The 17,222-nt window shown below is 72.0% G+C and carries 16 protein-coding genes and 1 rRNA gene; 6 read left to right on the forward strand and 11 right to left on the reverse strand.

What is annotated here, in order from left to right:
* Positions 1-243: 243 nt before the first annotated feature.
* Positions 244-1,962 carry a DNA repair protein RecN gene (gene recN / locus ACZ6BG_RS27470; protein WP_469006235.1) on the reverse strand — a complete coding sequence of 573 codons (1,719 nt, stop codon included), beginning with the start codon at positions 1,960-1,962 and terminating at the stop codon, positions 244-246.
* A gap of 195 nt (positions 1,963-2,157) precedes the next feature.
* Here recN and ACZ6BG_RS27475 point away from each other — a divergent pair, with 195 nt between their 5' ends.
* Positions 2,158-3,510, forward strand: coding sequence for an FtsX-like permease family protein (locus ACZ6BG_RS27475; RefSeq protein ID WP_469006154.1), 1,353 nt, complete (start codon positions 2,158-2,160; stop codon positions 3,508-3,510).
* A gap of 105 nt (positions 3,511-3,615) precedes the next feature.
* Here the strand turns inward: ACZ6BG_RS27475 and ACZ6BG_RS27480 are convergent, their stop codons facing one another.
* From ACZ6BG_RS27480 to ACZ6BG_RS27490, 3 genes are read right to left on the reverse strand one after another with little or no spacing between them, the layout of a single operon-like run.
* Positions 3,616-4,521, reverse strand: a complete 906-nt coding sequence (locus ACZ6BG_RS27480) for an NAD kinase (RefSeq protein ID WP_190119106.1) — start codon at positions 4,519-4,521, stop codon at positions 3,616-3,618.
* Positions 4,518-5,333, reverse strand: a complete 816-nt coding sequence (locus tag ACZ6BG_RS27485; protein ID WP_468480605.1) for a TlyA family RNA methyltransferase — start codon at positions 5,331-5,333, stop codon at positions 4,518-4,520. Before ACZ6BG_RS27485 ends, ACZ6BG_RS27480 begins: the two co-directional genes overlap by 4 nt.
* A 7-nt stretch (positions 5,334-5,340) precedes the next feature.
* Positions 5,341-5,724: a hypothetical protein gene (locus ACZ6BG_RS27490; RefSeq protein ID WP_469006157.1), complete on the reverse strand. Its 384-nt coding sequence runs from the start codon at positions 5,722-5,724 to the stop codon at positions 5,341-5,343.
* 42 nt (positions 5,725-5,766) lie between these two features.
* Here ACZ6BG_RS27490 and ACZ6BG_RS27495 point away from each other — a divergent pair, with 42 nt between their 5' ends.
* Positions 5,767-6,114 carry an SCP2 sterol-binding domain-containing protein gene (locus ACZ6BG_RS27495; protein WP_469006159.1) on the forward strand — a complete coding sequence of 116 codons (348 nt, stop codon included), beginning with the start codon at positions 5,767-5,769 and terminating at the stop codon, positions 6,112-6,114.
* Between the two features lie 133 nt (positions 6,115-6,247).
* On the opposite strand, the gene ACZ6BG_RS27500 is transcribed toward ACZ6BG_RS27495, so the two are convergent.
* From ACZ6BG_RS27500 to ACZ6BG_RS27510, 3 genes are all read right to left on the reverse strand, one after another.
* Positions 6,248-7,045, reverse strand: coding sequence for an ABC transporter ATP-binding protein (locus tag ACZ6BG_RS27500; RefSeq protein ID WP_469006161.1), 798 nt, complete (start codon positions 7,043-7,045; stop codon positions 6,248-6,250).
* Positions 7,046-7,186: 141 nt separating this feature from the next.
* The gene (locus ACZ6BG_RS27505) at positions 7,187-8,215 is read right to left on the reverse strand and encodes a FecCD family ABC transporter permease (RefSeq protein WP_469006162.1); all 1,029 of its coding nucleotides are present in this window, start codon (positions 8,213-8,215) and stop codon (positions 7,187-7,189) included.
* Complete coding sequence (locus ACZ6BG_RS27510) at positions 8,212-9,255, reverse strand: FecCD family ABC transporter permease (RefSeq protein WP_469006164.1); 1,044 nt, start codon at positions 9,253-9,255, stop codon at positions 8,212-8,214. The genes ACZ6BG_RS27505 and ACZ6BG_RS27510 overlap by 4 nt, the downstream gene beginning before the upstream one ends.
* 53 nt (positions 9,256-9,308) lie before the next feature.
* Here ACZ6BG_RS27510 and ACZ6BG_RS27515 point away from each other — a divergent pair, with 53 nt between their 5' ends.
* The 3 genes from ACZ6BG_RS27515 to ACZ6BG_RS27525 are packed head-to-tail and all read left to right on the forward strand — an operon-like array spanning position 9,309 to position 12,324.
* Positions 9,309-10,367: an ABC transporter substrate-binding protein gene (locus tag ACZ6BG_RS27515; protein ID WP_469006166.1), complete on the forward strand. Its 1,059-nt coding sequence runs from the start codon at positions 9,309-9,311 to the stop codon at positions 10,365-10,367.
* Complete coding sequence (locus ACZ6BG_RS27520; RefSeq protein ID WP_469006168.1) at positions 10,367-11,437, forward strand: ABC transporter substrate-binding protein; 1,071 nt, start codon at positions 10,367-10,369, stop codon at positions 11,435-11,437. Before ACZ6BG_RS27515 ends, ACZ6BG_RS27520 begins: the two co-directional genes overlap by 1 nt.
* A 56-nt stretch (positions 11,438-11,493) precedes the next feature.
* A complete protein-coding gene (locus ACZ6BG_RS27525) occupies positions 11,494-12,324 on the forward strand; it encodes a siderophore-interacting protein (protein ID WP_469006170.1) in 831 nt (276 codons plus the stop codon).
* A gap of 176 nt (positions 12,325-12,500) precedes the next feature.
* Here ACZ6BG_RS27525 and ACZ6BG_RS27530 read toward each other — a convergent pair whose 3' ends face one another.
* Positions 12,501-13,553 (reverse strand): HAD-IIA family hydrolase, encoded by a 1,053-nt coding sequence (locus ACZ6BG_RS27530; RefSeq protein WP_469006172.1) that lies wholly within the window; start codon positions 13,551-13,553, stop codon positions 12,501-12,503.
* Between the two features lie 71 nt (positions 13,554-13,624).
* On the opposite strand from ACZ6BG_RS27530, the gene ACZ6BG_RS27535 reads away from it, so the two are divergent.
* On the forward strand, positions 13,625-14,902 hold the full coding sequence (locus tag ACZ6BG_RS27535; protein WP_469006174.1) for a DUF1015 family protein: 1,278 nt from the start codon (positions 13,625-13,627) through the stop codon (positions 14,900-14,902).
* 100 nt (positions 14,903-15,002) lie between these two features.
* Here the strand turns inward: ACZ6BG_RS27535 and ACZ6BG_RS27540 are convergent, their stop codons facing one another.
* The 3 genes from ACZ6BG_RS27540 to rrf all read right to left on the reverse strand — a co-directional run.
* A complete protein-coding gene (locus ACZ6BG_RS27540; protein WP_469006238.1) occupies positions 15,003-15,857 on the reverse strand; it encodes a tetratricopeptide repeat protein in 855 nt (284 codons plus the stop codon).
* Entirely contained in the window at positions 15,749-17,032 is a 1,284-nt protein-coding gene (locus ACZ6BG_RS27545) for a hypothetical protein (protein WP_469006241.1), read from the reverse strand. The genes ACZ6BG_RS27540 and ACZ6BG_RS27545 overlap by 109 nt, the downstream gene beginning before the upstream one ends.
* Before the next feature lie 95 nt (positions 17,033-17,127).
* Positions 17,128-17,222, reverse strand: a 5S ribosomal RNA gene (rrf, locus tag ACZ6BG_RS27550); the annotation flags it as partial.

Genomic DNA, 17,222 nt, shown 5'->3' on the forward strand with positions numbered 1-17,222 from the left:
ACAATGTGCGGCTCCGCCGCGTGGGGGGCTCCGCCCCAGACCCCGCTCCTCAAACTCCCCCAGGCTCTCAAGGAGCAGGGGGGACCCCCACGAGGGGCTGCACATGTCGCCGGTGCGGCAAGATTTCAGCCCGTCCGGCGCTTGAGGACGAGGCGCGAAGCGCCGATCAGCGGGGGCCCGGGGGCGCAGCCCCCGGGTTCGGGAAGGGGCGGGACCGGGGAAAGCCCCGCAGGGCCCCCACCCTCACCCATCCCCCCGAGCCGCGGCCAAGAGCTCCTCCGCATGCGCCCGAGCAGTCTCGGAGTCCTCCTGCCCGGCCAGCATCCGGGACAGCTCCCGCACCCGGTCCTCCCCTTCGAGAACCTGCACCCCGGACCGCGTGACGGACCCGTCGTTGGTCTTCTCGACCAGAAGCTGCCGATCGGCGAACGCCGCCACCTGCGGAAGGTGGGTGACGACAACGACCTGCGCGGACTTGGCGAGCCGCGCCAACCGCCGCCCGATCTCGACGGCGGCCTTGCCCCCGACCCCGGCGTCGACCTCGTCGAAGAGGTAGGTGGGCACGGGATCCGTACCGGCGAAGACGACTTCGACGGCGAGCATGACGCGGGACAGCTCACCGCCGGAGGCCCCCTTGGCGATGGGCCGGGGCGGCGCGCCGGGGTGCGGGGCGAGCAGCAGCTCGACCTCGTCGACACCGGCGGGCCCGTAGGCGACGGTACGGCCGTCGATCTCGACCCCGTCGGGATCGTCGACCTGGCGTACGTCGATGGTCACGCGCGCGTGGGGCATGGCGAGCGAGGCCAGCTCCTCGGTGACGGCGGCGGCGAACCGCGAGGCGGCCTCGACGCGGGCCTCGGTGAGGGCCCGGGCGAGCCCGGACAGCTCGGCGCTCAGGGCGTCCCGTTCGGCGGTGAGCCCGGCGAGCCGATCGTCGTCGCCCTCCAGCTCGACGAGCCGCGCGGACCCGTCCTCGGCCCAGGCGAGCACGGCCCCGACGTCCTCGCCGTACTTGCGGGTGAGCTGCGTCAGGGCGGCCCGCCGCTCCTCGACGGCGGCGAGCCGCAGCGGATCGGCGTCGAGGTCGTCGGCGTACCCGGCGAGTTCGCCCGCGACGTCCGACAGGAGGATGCCGATCTCACCGATGCGCCCGGCGAGGACGGCGAGGGCGGGATCGTGGGAGCGGACGGCTTCGAGGGCGCGATGGGCGCCCGCGACGAGGGTGGTGGCGTCCACGCCCTCGGGGTCCTCGGGGTTCCCGGCGAGGGCGGCGTGGGCGAGCGTCGCGGCGGAGGCGAGCGCTTCGGCGTGCCCCAGGCGCTCGGCCTCGGCGGCGAGTTCGGTGTCCTCGCCCGCGCGGGGTTCGACGGCGGCGATCTCCTCCAGGCCGAAGCGGAGCATGTCGGCTTCCTGGGCGCGCTCGCGGGCGCGCGTGGTGATCTCGTCGAGCTCCGTGGCGACGGCCCGCAGCCTGCGGTACGCGGCGGAGTACTTGTCGAGGGGCACCGCCACGGCCTCGCCCGCGTACCGGTCGAGCGCGCCGCGCTGCCGGGCTGGCTTGAGCAGGCCCTGCTGGTCGCTCTGCCCGTGCACGGCGATGAGGTCGTCGGCCAGCTCGGACAGCACGCCGACCGGCACCGAGCGCCCGCCGAGGTGGGCGCGGGAGCGCCCCTCGGCGGAGATCGTCCGGCTGACGAGCAGCGCCCCGTCGTCGAGTTCGGCCCCGGCCTCCTCGGCGCGCACGGCCGCGGCGGCGTCCGAGGGCACGCTGATGCGCCCCTCCACGACCGCCGACTTGGCGCCGATCCGCACCAGGGCGGGGTCGGCGCGCCCGCCGAGCAGCAGGCCGAGGCTCGTGACGACCATCGTCTTGCCCGCTCCGGTCTCGCCGGTCACGGCGGTGAAGCCGGGCGACAGCTCGACCACCGCGTCGTCGATGACTCCGAGCGACCGTATCCGCATCTCCTCCAACACGCACACGACCTTACGAGGTCAGGAGTCCGCTGTGCGACGTGCCCTGGCGTCCTTGCGTGAACGCGCAGGTGGCGAAGGCACCGAAAACGTCACCTGTCACCCGCCGGGGTGGGGTTTTCCCCAGGGGGATTCTGCGGCCGCCTTCATGGTGGGCGACCTCCCCGCCGCAGGATCATGATCGATATGAGTACAGGACTGGCACGGGCTGCGCTGCGCGCGCACCGCCCGGCCTTCATCGGCACGGCCGTCGCCGCACTGTTCGCGGCGACCGTCGTGAGCGCCTCGACGATGGTGCTGCGCACGACGAGCACGGACGGCCTTTCGCGCGAGGCCCGCGCGACGCTCACGGAGAACGGCGTGGGCGACACGGCGACCGTGCTTCTGATCGGCTCCATCTACATGTCGATATTCGTGGTCGCGTCGACCATGGGCACGGCCGTGGTCCAGCAGCACCGCGAGCTTGCCCTTGTCCGCTCCATCGGCGCCAGGCCCCGCCAGGTCCGCCGCGCGGTGGCCGTCCAGTCCCTGGCCGCGTCCGTGCCCGCAGCCCTGGTCGGCTTCGTGCTCGGCGGCGTGCTGGCCCGCGTGTGGTTCCGGGGCATGGTGACGCACGGCCTGGTCCCCGCCGAGGTGCCCTTCCGCTTCAGCTGGCTCGCGCTGCCCGTGTGCCTGGGCGTGGCCGTGATCACCTCGGCGCTGGCCGCGGTGCTGTCCTCACTGCGCTTCTCCCTGCTGCGGCCCGCACGCGCGCTGCACGAGGCGGCGGCCGGGCGGCGCGGGCTCGGGCTGCTGCGGGCGCCGCTCGGGCTGCTCGCGGTCGCGGGCGGTGTCGTCCTGTCGGTGCTGCTCTCGCGGCAGCCCGCGGACGAGGCGGGCGAGGGGGCGTTCCTGGTCCTCATCCTGTTCTGCGTGGGCGCGGGACTCCTCGGCCCGCGGCTCATCGGGCCCGCGGCCTGGCTGGTCTCGGCGGCCGTGGGCCGTCTGGGCGGCGGCGCGGCGCGCCTGGCGATGCTCAACGTCCGTTCCCAGCCGCGCCGCTTCTCCGCGGCGGTGGTGCCGCTGCTCCTGGTCGTCGGCTTCGGCATCACGAAGATCGCGATCCATACGACGGCCGAGCACCACACCGGCTCCGCGGGCAGCACGGGCGAGGTCTGGATGGACTACATGGGCACGTCGTTGTACGCGGGCTTCGCCGCCATAGCCTCGGCCAACACCCTCGCCATGATCTCCTTCGAGCGCCGCCGCGATCTGGCCCTGCTGCGGGTCGTGGGCTCCCAGCGCCGCCAGGTGCGGGCGATGGCGGCCTGGGAGGCGGTGGTCGTCGCCGGGACGGCACTGCTGATCGGCGGTGTGATCGCCCTTGCGACCCTCGCCCCGATGCTCAGCACCGCCTTCGGCTCGGCCGTCCCGTATCTGCCCTGGGCGGTGCCGACGGGCATAGCCGTCGGCACGCTGCTGCTTGCCCTCGGTGCCACTGGACTGCCGGTGATGGCGGTGCTGCGGCGCCGGGCCATCACCGCGGTCAACGCGACCTGACCGCGGGCGGCATGGCCCTGGTGTGCCCCGTAAGGGGCGCGGGGAACTACGCGACCAGCCCCCACCGGCCCCCCGCGGGAATCAGCACGCCCATCCAGCGAAGCGCTACTGCGGCGCCCCCCGCCACCCCGAAACCGGCAGGGCGAACTTGGCCACCAGCCGGTCGGTGAACGACGCGTGGTGCAGCCGTGCGAGCCGCACCGGCACAGCGCCCCGCCGTACCTCGACGCGCGCCCCGGCGGGCAGTTCGACGGTCCGCCGCCCGTCGCACCACAGCACCCCGTGCGGCGTGTGCGGCTGGACCTCGACGGCGAGGACGGAGTCCGGCGAGGTCACCAGCGGCTTGGCGAAGAGGGCGTGCGCGCTGATCGGCACCATGAGCAGCGCCTCGACCTCCGGCCACACCACGGGCCCGCCCGCCGAGAAGGCATACGCGGTCGAGCCGGTCGGCGTCGCGCACACGATGCCGTCGCAGCCGAAGCCGGTCACGGGACGGCCGTCGATCTCCAGGACGACCTCAAGCATCCGCTCGGCCGACATCTTCTGCACGGCGGCTTCGTTGAGCGCCCAGTCGCGGTGCACGACGTCGCCGTTGCTGTGCACGACGACATCGACGGTCATGCGCTCCTCGACCTCGTAGGCCTTGGTGACGACGCGGTCGACGACCTTGTCCAGGTCGTCCCGCTCGGCCTCGGCGAGGAAGCCGACGCGGCCGAGGTTCACGCCGAGCATCGGCACGCCGGAGGCGCGGGCGAACTCCGCGCCGCGCAGCAGCGTCCCGTCACCGCCGAGCACGATGAGGAGTTCGCAGGCGTCGAGGCACGCCGGTGTCGCCTCCTTGACCAGCTCCACCTCGTCGGGCAGCGGCAGGTCCGCCGCCTCCGCCTCAAGGACCCGCACGCCGAGGCCGCTGCGCAGCAGCCCCTGCACGACGAGTTCGGCGCTGCGGATGGCCGCGGGCCTGCCGGTGTGGGCAAGGAGAAAAACAGTACGAGCTCGGGTCTGACTCAACGGGGCCCCTCCGCCACGGCACGGTCGACGTCCGCCGGGTCGAGTTCCGGCGCCCCGGCGCGCAGCCACAGAAAGTACTCGACATTCCCGGAGGGCCCGGGCAGCGGGCTGGCGGTCACGCCGCGCACCCCGAGGCCGAGCCCCCACGCCTGCCGTGCCACGGTCCGCACGGCCTCGGCCCGCAGCTCCGCGCTGCGCACCACACCTCCGCTGCCGAGGCGCTCCTTGCCGACCTCGAACTGCGGCTTCACCATCAGGACGAGGTCCGCGTCGGGCGCCGCGCAGCGCGCGAGGGCGGGCAGGACGAGCCCCAGCGGGATGAAGGACAGGTCACCGACGACCAGGTCGACGGGCTCGCCGTCGATGAGATCGAGCGTCAACTCGCGTACGTTCGTACGGTCCTTGACGGTGACCCGGTCGTCGCTCTGCAGCGACCAGGCGAGCTGGCCGTAGCCGACGTCGACGGCGACGACGTGCGCCACTCCCGCGCGCAGCAGCACATCGGTGAAGCCGCCGGTGGACGCGCCCGCGTCGAGGGCGCGCCGTCCCTCGACGGCGAGCCCTTCCGGTACGAAGGCCTGCAGGGCGCCGGCGAGCTTGTGGCCGCCGCGCGAGACGTAGTCGGGATCGTCGTCGTCCTGGGTGACGACGATCGCGGCGGCCGTCTCCACCTGCGTGGCCGGTTTGGTCGCGAGGGTCTTGCCGACGCTCACCCGACCGGCGGCGATCAGCTGGCTTGCGTGCTCGCGCGAGCGCGCGAGCTTCCTGCGGACCAGCTCGGCGTCGAGGCGGCGGCGTGCCACTCCTGCCACGTTCGGTTCAGCTCCTGTTGTTGATCGGTGCGGGCGCTCCCGAGGGTGCGGGCGGCCCGGGGCGTGTGTCCAGCGCGGTCAGCGCGTCACGCAGGCCCCGGTGCACATCCTCGTACACCTCGATGTGGCCGTCGGTGGCGAGGTGGTCGGCGTCGCCGAGACGCTGGAGCTGGGCGTCCACCTCGGCGTTCCCTGTGGGAGTACGGACGACTTCCAGCGGCGCGGGCTCGGAGGGGGCGGCGTCGGCGTCCGGGCGCACCGGAGCACCAGTCTCCGGACGCATCGGAGCATCAGCCTCCCGGCCCACCGGAACATCGGCGTCCGCCTCCGCCGGAATCTCGTACTCCGCCTCCGTGAGCTCGGGCTCGCGGCCCGGCGTCCAGTCGCTCATGCCACGACGCTACATCGAAGCTCTGCGGTACCGTCGATCACGATGGCGACCATGGCGGAGTGCCGCAGCGCACTCGACAAACTCTCGGACAATCTCGCGACCGCGGACGGCGACGTACGCAGCGCCGCGGCACTCGACCGCACCCTGAGCTGCCATCTCAGAGACCTGGACGTCACCCTCGCGGGCCGCCTGCAGAACGGCCGGATCGAGGTCCTCGACGAGCACCCCGGCCCGCCCCGCGAGAAGGCCCAGATCCGCCTCGCCATGTCCGGCGACGACCTGGTGGCGATGGTCGCCGGCGACCTGAACTTCGCCAAGGCGTGGGCCTCGGGCCGAGTAAAACTGGAGGCAGCCCTGAGAGACCTCCTACACCTACGAAAGCTCCTATAAAGCCCGCCCGACACATGAACACGAGCCACGAACAAAGCCCGTCCGGCGCTTGAGGACGAGCCGCGAAGCGGCAAAAAGGGGGGAACGGGGGCGAAGCCCCCATAGACACCCACTCCAACGCGCCCACGCGAGCCTAAGCGCTGACGCGAGCCTTCCGCGCCGCAGGCACCACCAACGGCGTCCCCGTCTCCGGATCATCAATCACCTGGCACTTGATCCCGAAGGTCTCCGCCACCAACTCGGCGGTAACGATGTCCCCAGGAGGCCCCTCGGCCAGCACCTCGCCGTCGCGCAGCGCGATGAGGTGCGTGGCGTACCGGGCGGCGTGGTTCAGGTCGTGCAGCACGGCGACCAGCGTCCGCCCCTGCTCCTCGTGCAGATCGGCGCACAGGTCGAGGACGTCGATCTGGTGCTGGATGTCGAGGAACGTGGTCGGCTCGTCGAGCAGCAGCAGCGGCGTCTGCTGGGCGAGCGCCATGGCGATCCACACGCGCTGGCGCTGACCGCCGGAGAGTTCGTCGACGTACCTGTCCCCCAGCTCGGCGACGCCGGTCGACTCCATGGACTCGCGCACGATCCGCTCGTCCTCCTTGGACCACTGCCGCAGCAGCCCCTGATGCGGGTAGCGCCCGCGCGCCACCAGGTCGCCGACCGTGATGCCGTCGGGGGCGATCGACGACTGCGGCAGCAGGCCGAGCGTCCGCGCGACCTGCTTGGCCGGCAGCGACTGGATGGTCTGACCGTCGAGGAGGACCCGCCCGGCGGAGGGCTTGAGCATCCGGGACAGGGCGCGCAGGAGCGTCGACTTGCCGCAGGCGTTCGGACCGACGATCACCGTGAAGGAGTTGTCGGGGATCTCCACGGACAGCTTCTCCGCGATGACACGCTGGTCGTAGCCGATGGTCACGTCGTCGGCGATGAGCCGGTTCACGGGGCACGCTCCTGGTCGTGGGGTTCTTCGTACGAGGTCCGGGTCCGCGGCGTCATGCGCGCGCCAGCCGGGGGGCGCGGCCGCGGCGGGCGCTCGGGCGGTCACGCACGCCCCGTCGGGCACGCACGCTCAAGCGGGCACTCATATGCGCCCCGCCTTGCGCTCGGTGACGAGCAGCCACAGCAGATACACACCGCCGAGGACGCCGGTGACGACGCCGACGGGCAGTTGGTCGGCGCCGAAGGCCCGTTGGGAGGCCCAGTCGGCGACGATCAGCAGGGTCGCGCCCATGCACATGGCGGGCACCAGGTTCGGGCCCGGCGAGCGGGTCAGGCGGCGGGCCAGCTGCGGCGCGGTGAGGGCGACGAAGCTGACGGGCCCGGCGGCGGCGGTCGCGGCCGCGGTGAGCAGCACGGCCGCGCCCATGAGGACGACGCGGGTCCGTTCGACGGGCACCCCGAGCGCGTACGCCGTGTCGTCGCCCATCTCCAGCATCCGCAGCGGCCGCGCGTGCATGACGATCAGCGGAAGCAGCACGGCGCACAGCGTGAGCAGCGGCCAGACCTGGTCCCAGTCGCGGCCGTTGAGCGAGCCCGTCATCCACACGACCGCGCGCGCCGCGTCGACGAAGTCCGCCTTGGTCAGCAGGTAGCCGTTGATGGCGACGGCGAGGGCGTTCATGCCGATGCCGACGAGGACGAGCCGGTAGCCGTGCACGCCATGGCGCCAGGCGAGCAGGTACATCGCGGCGCCGGTGACCAGGCCGCCGACCAGCGCGGCGCCCGCGACCTGGCTCGCGCTGCCGCTGAAGACCACGATCATGAGGAGCGCGCCGGCGGTCGAGCCCTGCCCGATGCCGAGGACGTCCGGGCTGCCCAGCGGGTTGCGGGAGATGGACTGGAACAGCGCGCCGCCGAGGCCGAGGGAGGCGCCCACCAGGAGCCCGACCACGACCCGCGGCAGCCGCAGGTCGTTGATGATGAACTCCTGGCCGGGGTCGCCGTTGCCCAGGAGGGTGCGGATGACGTCGGCGGCCGGGATGTCGAAGTCGCCGGTGCCGATGAGCACGACGCTCGCGACGAGTGCGGCGAGGGCGAGGGTCACCACCACGACGGCCGTGCGGACGTCGAGGCGGACCGAGAGCCCGCCGCGGGTACGTATCGCCTTCACAGCTGGGCCGTCCTCCGCCGTCGTACGAGCAGGATGAACACCGGGGCGCCGATCGCCGCGGTGACGATGCCGACCTGGACCTCGGCGGGGCGCGAGATCACCCGGCCGAGCACGTCGGCGCCGAGCAGCAGGACGGGCGAGAGGACGGCGGCGTAGGGGAAGATCCAGCGCATGTCGGGGCCGGTGAAGGAGCGCACCATGTGCGGCACCATCAGGCCGACGAACGCGATGGGCCCGCAGGCGGCGGTCGCGGCGCCGCACAGCAGCGTCGCGGAGGCCATGGACAGGGCGCGGGTGCGGGTCAGCCGGGCGCCGAGCGCGCGGGCGGTGTCGTCGCCCATCGCCACGGCGTTGAGCGGCCGGGCCAGGCCGAGCGCGAGCAGGGTCCCGACGGTGAGGAACGGCAGGACCTGCTGGATGGTCTCCATCTTCGCGGAGGCCAGGGACCCGACCGTCCAGAAACGCATCTTGTCGAGCGCGGCGTTGTCCGTGATCATCACGGCCTGGAGGTAGCCGGCGAGCGCGGCGGTCAGCGCGGTTCCGGCGAGCGCGAGCCGCACGGGCGTCGCGCTGCGGGTGCCGCCGAGCGCGTACACCAGGACCCCGACGATCGCCGCGCCCGCGAAGGCGAACCACACATAGCCGCTCAGCGAGGTGACGCCGAAGAAGCTGATGGCGGTGACCACGGCGGCCGACGCGCCCATGTTGATGCCGAGCAGGCCGGGGTCGGCCAGCGGATTGCGGGTCAGGGCCTGCAGGACCGCGCCGGAAAGACCGAGCCCGAGGCCCGCGAGGACCCCGAGCAGGGTGCGCGAGACCCGCTCGCCGACGACGACATCGGCGTACGTCCCCGAGTCCTCGAACAGTCCGTGCCAGACCTGGTCCATGGAGAGCTGTTTGGCGCCCACGGAGATGCTGACGGCCATCAGGGCCAGCAGCAGGACGACGGAGAGGACGAGCCCGGCACCGCGGAGCACGCGGCGGCCGGGCGGCGCGGGAGCGGTTTCCGCGCGGGGTTCGGGGGGACTGTCGACCAACACGTGGTTAGGTTAGCCTACCCTCCCATTGCTCTTCGACGAGAGAAGCAGCACGTATGCCCCGGTCACGTCCCTCTCCTCGGCCTCTCCTCGCGCCCCTGTCGCCCGTGTCACGGCGGGCGCTCCTCGGCACGGGCGGCGCGCTTGGCATCGGCGGGCTGCTCACGGCGTGCGGCGACGGCGGCAAGGGCGGCAACTCCTCGAAGCGGGGCGGTTCCTGGGCGTTCAAGGACGACCGCGGCAGGACGGCGAGGGCCGACAGCCGGCCGCGCCGCGTCGTCGCCTACATCGGCGCGGCCGCCGCCCTGCACGACTTCGGCATCGAGTGCACCGGCGTCTTCGGCCCCACCAGGCTCAAGAACGGCGATCCCGACGTGCAGGCCGCGGGTGTCGATGTCGACAAGGTGACCGTCATCGGCAACGCCTGGGGCCAGTTCAGCATCGAGAAGTACGTAGGTCTGCGCCCCGAACTCCTCGTCAGCACCATGAACGTCTCCCCGACCCTCTGGTACGTCCCCGAGGAGTCCACCGACAAGATCCTGCCGATCGCGCCCAGCGTCGGCATCCTCACCGGCAAGACGACCCTGACCAAGGCCATCGGCCGCTTCGCCGAACTCGCCGAGTCCCTGGGTGCCGACCTGCGGGCCGCGAAGGTGACCGCGGCGAAGAAGCGCTTCGAGGACGCGTCCGAGCGGCTCCGCAAGGCCGCCAAGGCCGCGAAGTCCCGCGGCGGCGTCCGGGTCCTCGCCATGGCCGCCCAGGCCGACCGCATGTACGTGGGCGACCCGCACGACTTCACCGACCTGCGCCACTACAGCGACCTCGGCGTCGAGTTCGTGCAGCCCACGAACACCACGAAGGGCGGCTTCTTCCAGGACCTCAGCTGGGAGAGCGCCGACCGGTACGAAGCCGACCTGATCCTTGTCGACAAACGGACCGGAAACCTGCAGCCCGCCGAGCTCAAGAAGACCAAACCGACGTGGGCCCGTCTGCCCGCCGCCGAATCCGACCAGGTCGTCCCCTGGTTCAACGAAGCCCAGTTCAGCCACGCCGGATACGCGCCCCTCATCGAGCGGCTCGCCAAGGCGATAGAAGAATCGAAGAAGGTCGCCTGATGCGCGCGCTCCGCCCTTCCCGCACCCTCACCGCCTCCCGCACCCCCGGCGGTGTCAGCCGCCGCGGCCTGCTCACCGGCGGCGCCGCCCTCGGCCTCGGCGCCGTCCTCACCGCCTGTGGCAGTGAGGACTCCGACGACGAGAACGGCAAGAAGTCGGGCTCGGGCTCCGAGGGCAAGGCCTGGAGCTTCAAGGACGACCGCGGCAAGACCGCCCGCTCCGACTCGACCCCGAAGAACATCGTCGCGTTCATCAGCACGGCCGCGGCCCTGCACGACTACGGCGTCGAGGTCACCGGCGTCTTCGGCCCGTCCGAGCCCGTCAACGGCAAGCCCAACCCGCAGGCCGGCGATCTCGATGTCGACAAACTGACCAGCCTCGGCGAGGCCTGGGGCCAGTTCAACATCGAGAAGTACGCGGCACTCAAGCCCGAGCTGCTGATCAGCAACATGTTCCCGCCGCCCAACCTCTGGTTCGTCCCCGAGGAGAGCAGCAAGAAGATCGCCGCCCTCGCTCCCACGGTCGGCATCAACGGCGCCCGCGCCTCCCTCCTCGAACCCCTCAAGCGCTACACCGACCTGGCCGCCTCTCTCGGCGCGGACCTGGAGTCCCAGAAGGTCAAGGCCGCCAAGTCCCGCTTCGAGAAGGCCGAACGGACCCTGCGCAAGGCCGCGAAGGCCAGCGGCGGCCTGAAGGTCATGGCGATGACGGGCGACGCCCAGCAGATGTACGTCGCCGTCCCCGACTCCTACTGCGACCTGAACTACTTCAAGGACCTCGGCGTCGAGTTCGTCGAGGGCAAGAAGAGCGACGAGTGGGGCTTCTGGGAGTTCCTCAGCTGGGAGAACGCCGACAAGTACCACGCCGACCTGATCATGGTCGACAACCGCTCGTCGGCACTGACCGAGGACCAGCTCGCGAAGAAGCCCACCTGGACCAAGCTCCCCGCCGTCAAGGCCGGCCAGACCGTCCCGTGGTCCATGGAGGAGCGCTACAGCTACGCCGGTTACGCCCCCGTGCTCGAACAGCTCGCGGCGGCCATCGGGAAGTCGAAGAAGCTCAAGCGGTAACTGATCCCGCCGGTCCCACCCGACCCGCCACGACGCACAGGAGAAAGGCTCACCCCATGACCGAGACCCCGTTCCGGTTCTTCGACGCCCGAGTCCTGCGCACCGAACGGCTGACGCCGTCGATGGTCCGCGTGGCCTTCGGCGGCTCCGACGTGGCCCAGATGGCCTCGGGCGGCCGCGACCAGCGCGTGAAGGTGTTCCTGCCGCAGCCGGGCCAGAGCGCGCCGGTCATGCCGGACACGGACTCCCCCGACTGGTACGCGGCCTGGCGGGACCTGGACCCCGACGTACGCGGCATCATGCGCACGTACACCATTCGTGAACTGCGCCGCGACCCGCACGAGTTGATCGTCGACTTCGCCGTGCACGCACCCGTCCCGGACACCCGCTCTCCCGAGGGCCCCGCGTCGCGCTGGGCCCGCACGGCACGCCCCGGCACCCGCGTCGGCGTCCTCGCCCCGGTCGAGGAGGAGAACGCCGCGTACGACTTCAGGCCGCCCGCCGACACCGACTGGATCCTCCTCACCGGCGACGAGTCGGCGCTCCCCGCCGTCGCGGGCATCCTCGAAGCACTGCCGCCGTCGGCCCGGGTCCTGGCCTGGCTGGAGCTCCACGACCCGGCGGACCGCCAGGAACTGCTCACCAAGGCGGACGCCGACATCACCTGGCTCACGGGCGAGGGCACGACGACGCCCGCCGTCCGCGCAGCCGACCTGCCCACCGGCGCCCCCTACGCCTGGATCGCCGGCGAGTCCGCGACGGTCAAGGCAGTACGCCGCCACCTGGTCACCGACCGAGGCTTCGACCGCAGACGCATCAAGTTCACGGGCTACTGGCGCAAGGGCGCAACGGAAGACCAGCTCCTGTCCCGTGGTGAGGAAGCGTAACCTCCACCCCACCCCTCCAGCGGCACCCCACTCAGCCCGCCCACTCCCCAGCACCACCCAGCCCGTCCGGCGTTCGAGGACGAGGCGCGAAGCGCCGATAACGGGGTCCGGGGCGGAGCCCCGGCTTCGGGAAGGGGCGGGATCGGGGAAAACTAAAGGGGCGGGATCGGGGAACCCTAAAATCCCAGCCGAGCCAACACCTTCCCCCCGTCCAACCCGCACACCCCGTCCCCCGCCGCCGCCCAAGCCGCCGCACACAACGCCCGCAACCCATCCACAGCCGCCCCCTCCCCCTCAAGCACCAGCACCTCTCCCCGCACAGAGGCAACCCACCCCCCACAAGCAAACCCCTCGCCCGCCTGCCCCACCTCAGGCTGCCCCCTCAGCATCCCCCGCAGATCGGCGTCCACATACGTGGGCCGATGCTCAGGCCTAGCGGCCAGCAACTGCGCTCCGTCCGTGACCCCCGTCAGGACGAGCAGCGAGTCCACACCTCCGTTGAACGCCCCCTCGATATCCGTATCGAGCCGATCCCCGACGACCAGCGCCCGCTCCGCCCCGGTCCGCAGAATCGTCTCCCGGTGCATCGGCGGCAGCGGCTTCCCCGCCACCTGCGGCTCCGCCCCGGTCGCGATGCGCACGACCTCCACGGCGGCGCCGTTCCCCGGGGCGATCCCCCGCCCGCTCGGGATGGTCAGATCGGTGTTGGACGCGAACCACGGCACACCCCGCGCGATCGCGTAACAGGCCTCCGCGAACCGCCCCCACGCCAACTCCGGCCCGCCATACCCCTGCACCACGGCCACCGGCTCGTCATCGGCGGACTCCACCGGCTCAAGCCCACGCTCACGCAGCGCGACCCGCAGCCCCTCACCGCCCACCACCAACACCCGCGCTCCCGCGGGCACTTGCTCACTCACGAGCCGCGCGACGGCCTGCGCCGACGTGATCACGTCGGCCGGGCCGGTGGGAATGCCGAGCTCCGTCAGATGACCGGCCACCGCGTCCGGCGTACGCAGCGCGTTGTTCGTCACGTACGCGAGATGCATGCCCCCGGACCGGGCCGTCTCCAGCGACTCGACGGCGTGCGCGATGGCCTTCCCACCCGCGTACACGACCCCGTCGAGGTCGAGCAGCGCCGTGTCATAGCTCTCGCTCAGGGCCCGCTCGCTGCCCGCGGGACGCGTCCGTACAGGCTGATTCCCACCCCGGCTGCCGGTCTGGCTCATTACGCATCTCTCCTCGCTAATTCCACTCCCCCGATCATCGCTCATGCCACTGACACACTTACGATGCACTAATGAACACAGCGGGTCACACGGACGTCCACGGCCTCGACCTGGTCCCGTTCCGGGGGGTGCGGTACGACTCCGAACAGGTCGGCTCCCTCGCCGCCGTGACCTCACCGCCGTACGACGTGATCGTGCGGCCGGACGGCCTCCTGGAACTGGAGTCGTCCGACCCGCACAACATCGTCCGCCTGATCCTGCCGCAGGCGACCACTCCGGCGGCCCGCAACCGCCAGGCCGCGGACACCCTCCACGACTGGCTCGCCGAGGGCATCCTGGCCCCCGACCCCATCCCCGCCCTGTACGTGTACGAACAGCGGGGCGACGGCATACTCCAGCGCGGCATCATCGGCGCGCTGCGTCTGTCCGAGCCCGCGGACGGCATCGTCCTGCCGCACGAGGACGTCATGCCGGACGTCGTCGAGGACCGCGCCGCCCTGATGCGCGCGACGGCCGCGAACCTGGAGCCGCTGCTCCTCACCTACCCCGGTGGCGACTCGCCGGACGGCGCCGCGGCCGCCATAGAGCGCGCGACGCACCAGAAGCCACTGCTCTCCACGACCACGGAGGACGGCTTCAGCCATCGTCTGTGGGCGGTGACCGACCCCGCCGAGATCGCTGAAATCCAGTCAGATCTGGCCCACCACCAGGCTCTCATCGCCGACGGCCACCACCGCTGGGCCACGAACCTCCGCCTGCGTGCCGAGCACGCCTCCCCGGGGCCGTGGGACTTCGGCCTGGTCCTGCTGGTGGACACGGCCCGCTATCCGCTGCGGGTCCGCGCGATCCACCGGTATCTGCACCGGCTTCCGGTCGCCGATGCCCTGGCCGCACTCGCGGACTCGTTCCGCGTACGCACTCTGGAGTGCTCCCTGTCCGAGGCCAGGGCGGCCCTCGGTGACGCCGCGTCCGAGAGCAACGCGTTCCTCCTGGCGGGCGACGGCTCGTATCACCTCGTGGACCGCCCCGACCCCGCCCTGCTGGCCCGCACGGTCCCCTTCGGCCGCCCGGAGGCCTGGCGCACCCTGGACGCGACGGTCCTGCACGCCACGCTCCTCGACCACCTCTGGCGCATCCCGGACGCCCCGGAGCACATCGCGTACATCCATCACACGGAGGCGACGGTCGAGAAGGCCGAGCGCGAGGGCGGCACGGCGGTGCTGATGCACCCGGTCCGCGAGGAGGTCGTACGCGACCTGGCCCGCCAGGGCGTCACGATGCCCCGCAAGTCGACGTCCTTCGGCCCGAAGCCCGCGACGGGCCTGGTCCTGCGCGACCTGGCGTTCTGAGAACAGGCCGTACGTACGGCGAAGGGGCGGGCCTCCGGCTGGAGACCCGCCCCTTCACGTGCGACCGCCACGACACTCACTGCCGCGGCGGCGACCGCCGTCAGCCCTTGTCGCGCTCGACATCTTCGCCGTCATCAACGACATCGGCGTCGACGTCATCGGCAACGGCCACGTCGGCGTCGACGGCCTCGGTAGCCGCCGCCTCCACCTGCCTCGGCTTCTCCGGCTCGGCGTCGGCCGACTCCGTCACCTCGGTCTCGGCGTGTGCCTCGTCTCCCTGGAGCGCGTCGACGAACTCGACGCCGTCCAGCTCGGCGAGCCGGTCGGACGCGTCGGTGCTGCCGTCCTTGTCGGCCTCGATGGCTTTGCCGAACCACTCCCGGGCCTCGTCCTCACGCCCGGCTGCGAGCAGCGCGTCACCGTAGGCGTACCGCAGGCGCGCGGTCCACGGCTGCACCGAGCTGGAGGCCAGCTCGGGGCTCTGCAGCGTGACGATGGCGGCGTCGAGCTGCCCCATGTCGCGCCGAGCGCCGGCGGCGACGAGCCGCATCTCCACCTGTCCGGCCTTGTCGAGCTTGTGCACCTCGGGCGCCCCGGCCATGTCGAGCGCCTTCTCGGGCCGCCCGAGCCCACGCTCGCAGTCCGCCATGACGGGCCACAGCTCCACACCACCGGTCATCCGCCGCGCGGCCCGGAACTCGGCGAGCGCCTCGCTGTACTTCTGGTTCGCGTACGCCGCGAAGCCCGCGGCCTCGCGTACGGCGGCGACGCGCGAGGCGAGCCGCAGCGCGACCTTGGAGTAGCCGTAGGCCTGCTCGGGGTCCTCGTCGATGAGCTTGGCGACCATCACCAGGTTCCTGGCGACGTCCTCAGCGAGCCCCTTGGGCAGGCTCTGCAGCTCCTGCCGTACGTCCTGGTCGATCTCGTCGCCCGTGACGTCGTCCGGGATCGGCAGCCGCTTGATCGGCTCACGGTCCCGCTCGCGGTCGTCGCGCCGGAACCCACCGCGGTCACCGCGGTCGTCCCGCCCACGGAACCCACCCGGCCGCCCACGGCTGTCGTCACGACGGGGGCCTCGGCCACGGTCGTCGCGCCCGCGGTAGCCGCCACCACGGTTGTCGTCGCGGCGGAAGCCACCACGGTCACCGCGATCGCCGTCGCGGCGGTCATCACGCCGATCGTCGCGGCGGTCATCGCGACGGAAGCCACCGCGATCGTTGCCACCACGGTCATCACGACGGAACCCACCACGATCACGGTCATCACGACGGTCATCACGACGGAAAGCCGGACGGTCACCATCGCGGCGGTCATCACGCCGATCGTCACGACGGTCATCGCGACGGAACCCGCCACGGTCACCGCCGCGGTCGCGGTCATCACGCCGGAAGCCGGGGCGGTCGCCACCACGGTTGTCGTCGCGGCGGAAGCCACCACGGTCACCGCGATCGCCGTCGCGGCGGTCGTCACGCCGATCGTCGCGGCGGTCATCGCGACGGAAGCCACCGCGATCGTTGCCACCACGGTCATCACGACGGAACCCACCACGATCACGGTCATCACGACGGTCGTCGCGGCGGAACCCGCCACGGTCACCGCGATCGCCGTCGCGGCGGTCGTCGCGACGGAAGGCCGGACGGTCCCCGTCACGCCGGAATGCGGGACGGTCGCCGTCACGGCGGAAGCCGCCACGGTCGCCACCACGGTCACGGTCGTTGCCACCACGGTCGTCACGACGGTCATCGCGGCGGAACCCGCCGGGCCGGTCGTCACGGCGGAAGGAGGAGCGCCCGCCGTCGCGGTCGTCACGTCCGCGGTAGCCGCCTCCGCCACGGTTGTCGTCACGGCGGAAGCCACCGCGGTCGCCATCACGGCGGTCGTCGCGGCGGTCGTCGCGACGGAATCCGCCACGGTCACCGCGGTCGTTGCGGTCGCGGTCGTCGCGGCGGAAGCTGGGGCGATCCCCGTCTCGGCGGTCGTCGCGGCGCGGGCCGCGGTCGTTGTCTCGACGTGGCCCACCGCGGTATCCACCCCGGTCGCCACCATCCCGGCGGCGCTGGTCGCGCTCCGGTCGCTCGTCGGGAGAGTTGGTGGACATGGGTGACTCCTAGTCTTCGGTACCGCAGTCATTCTGACGCAGCCGCGTAGCCGGCGCTCTTCGAGCAAAAACAAAAAGGACCCTTGGTCCCAGCGTGAACGCTGGGACCAAGGGTCCTCCAAAGATTGTTCGGCGGCGTCCTACTCTCCCACAGGGTCCCCCCTGCAGTACCATCGGCGCTGTAAGGCTTAGCTTCCGGGTTCGGAATGTAACCGGGCGTTT

It is taken from the genome of Streptomyces sp. NPDC041205 (genome assembly GCF_055591765.1).

Excerpts from the sequence above, each read along its gene's own strand:
- recN (WP_469006235.1), bottom strand. The coding sequence starts at position 1,962 with ATGCGGATACGGTCGCTCGGAGTCATCGACGACGCGGTGGTCGAGCTG.
- ACZ6BG_RS27475 (WP_469006154.1), top strand. The coding sequence starts at position 2,158 with ATGAGTACAGGACTGGCACGGGCTGCGCTGCGCGCGCACCGCCCGGCC.
- ACZ6BG_RS27490 (WP_469006157.1), bottom strand. The coding sequence starts at position 5,724 with ATGAGCGACTGGACGCCGGGCCGCGAGCCCGAGCTCACGGAGGCGGAG.
- ACZ6BG_RS27495 (WP_469006159.1), top strand. The coding sequence starts at position 5,767 with ATGGCGACCATGGCGGAGTGCCGCAGCGCACTCGACAAACTCTCGGAC.
- ACZ6BG_RS27515 (WP_469006166.1), top strand. The coding sequence starts at position 9,309 with ATGCCCCGGTCACGTCCCTCTCCTCGGCCTCTCCTCGCGCCCCTGTCG.
- ACZ6BG_RS27520 (WP_469006168.1), top strand. The coding sequence starts at position 10,367 with ATGCGCGCGCTCCGCCCTTCCCGCACCCTCACCGCCTCCCGCACCCCC.
- ACZ6BG_RS27525 (WP_469006170.1), top strand. The coding sequence starts at position 11,494 with ATGACCGAGACCCCGTTCCGGTTCTTCGACGCCCGAGTCCTGCGCACC.
- ACZ6BG_RS27530 (WP_469006172.1), bottom strand. The coding sequence starts at position 13,553 with ATGAGCCAGACCGGCAGCCGGGGTGGGAATCAGCCTGTACGGACGCGT.
- ACZ6BG_RS27535 (WP_469006174.1), top strand. The coding sequence starts at position 13,625 with ATGAACACAGCGGGTCACACGGACGTCCACGGCCTCGACCTGGTCCCG.
- ACZ6BG_RS27545 (WP_469006241.1), bottom strand. The coding sequence starts at position 17,032 with ATGACTGCGGTACCGAAGACTAGGAGTCACCCATGTCCACCAACTCTC.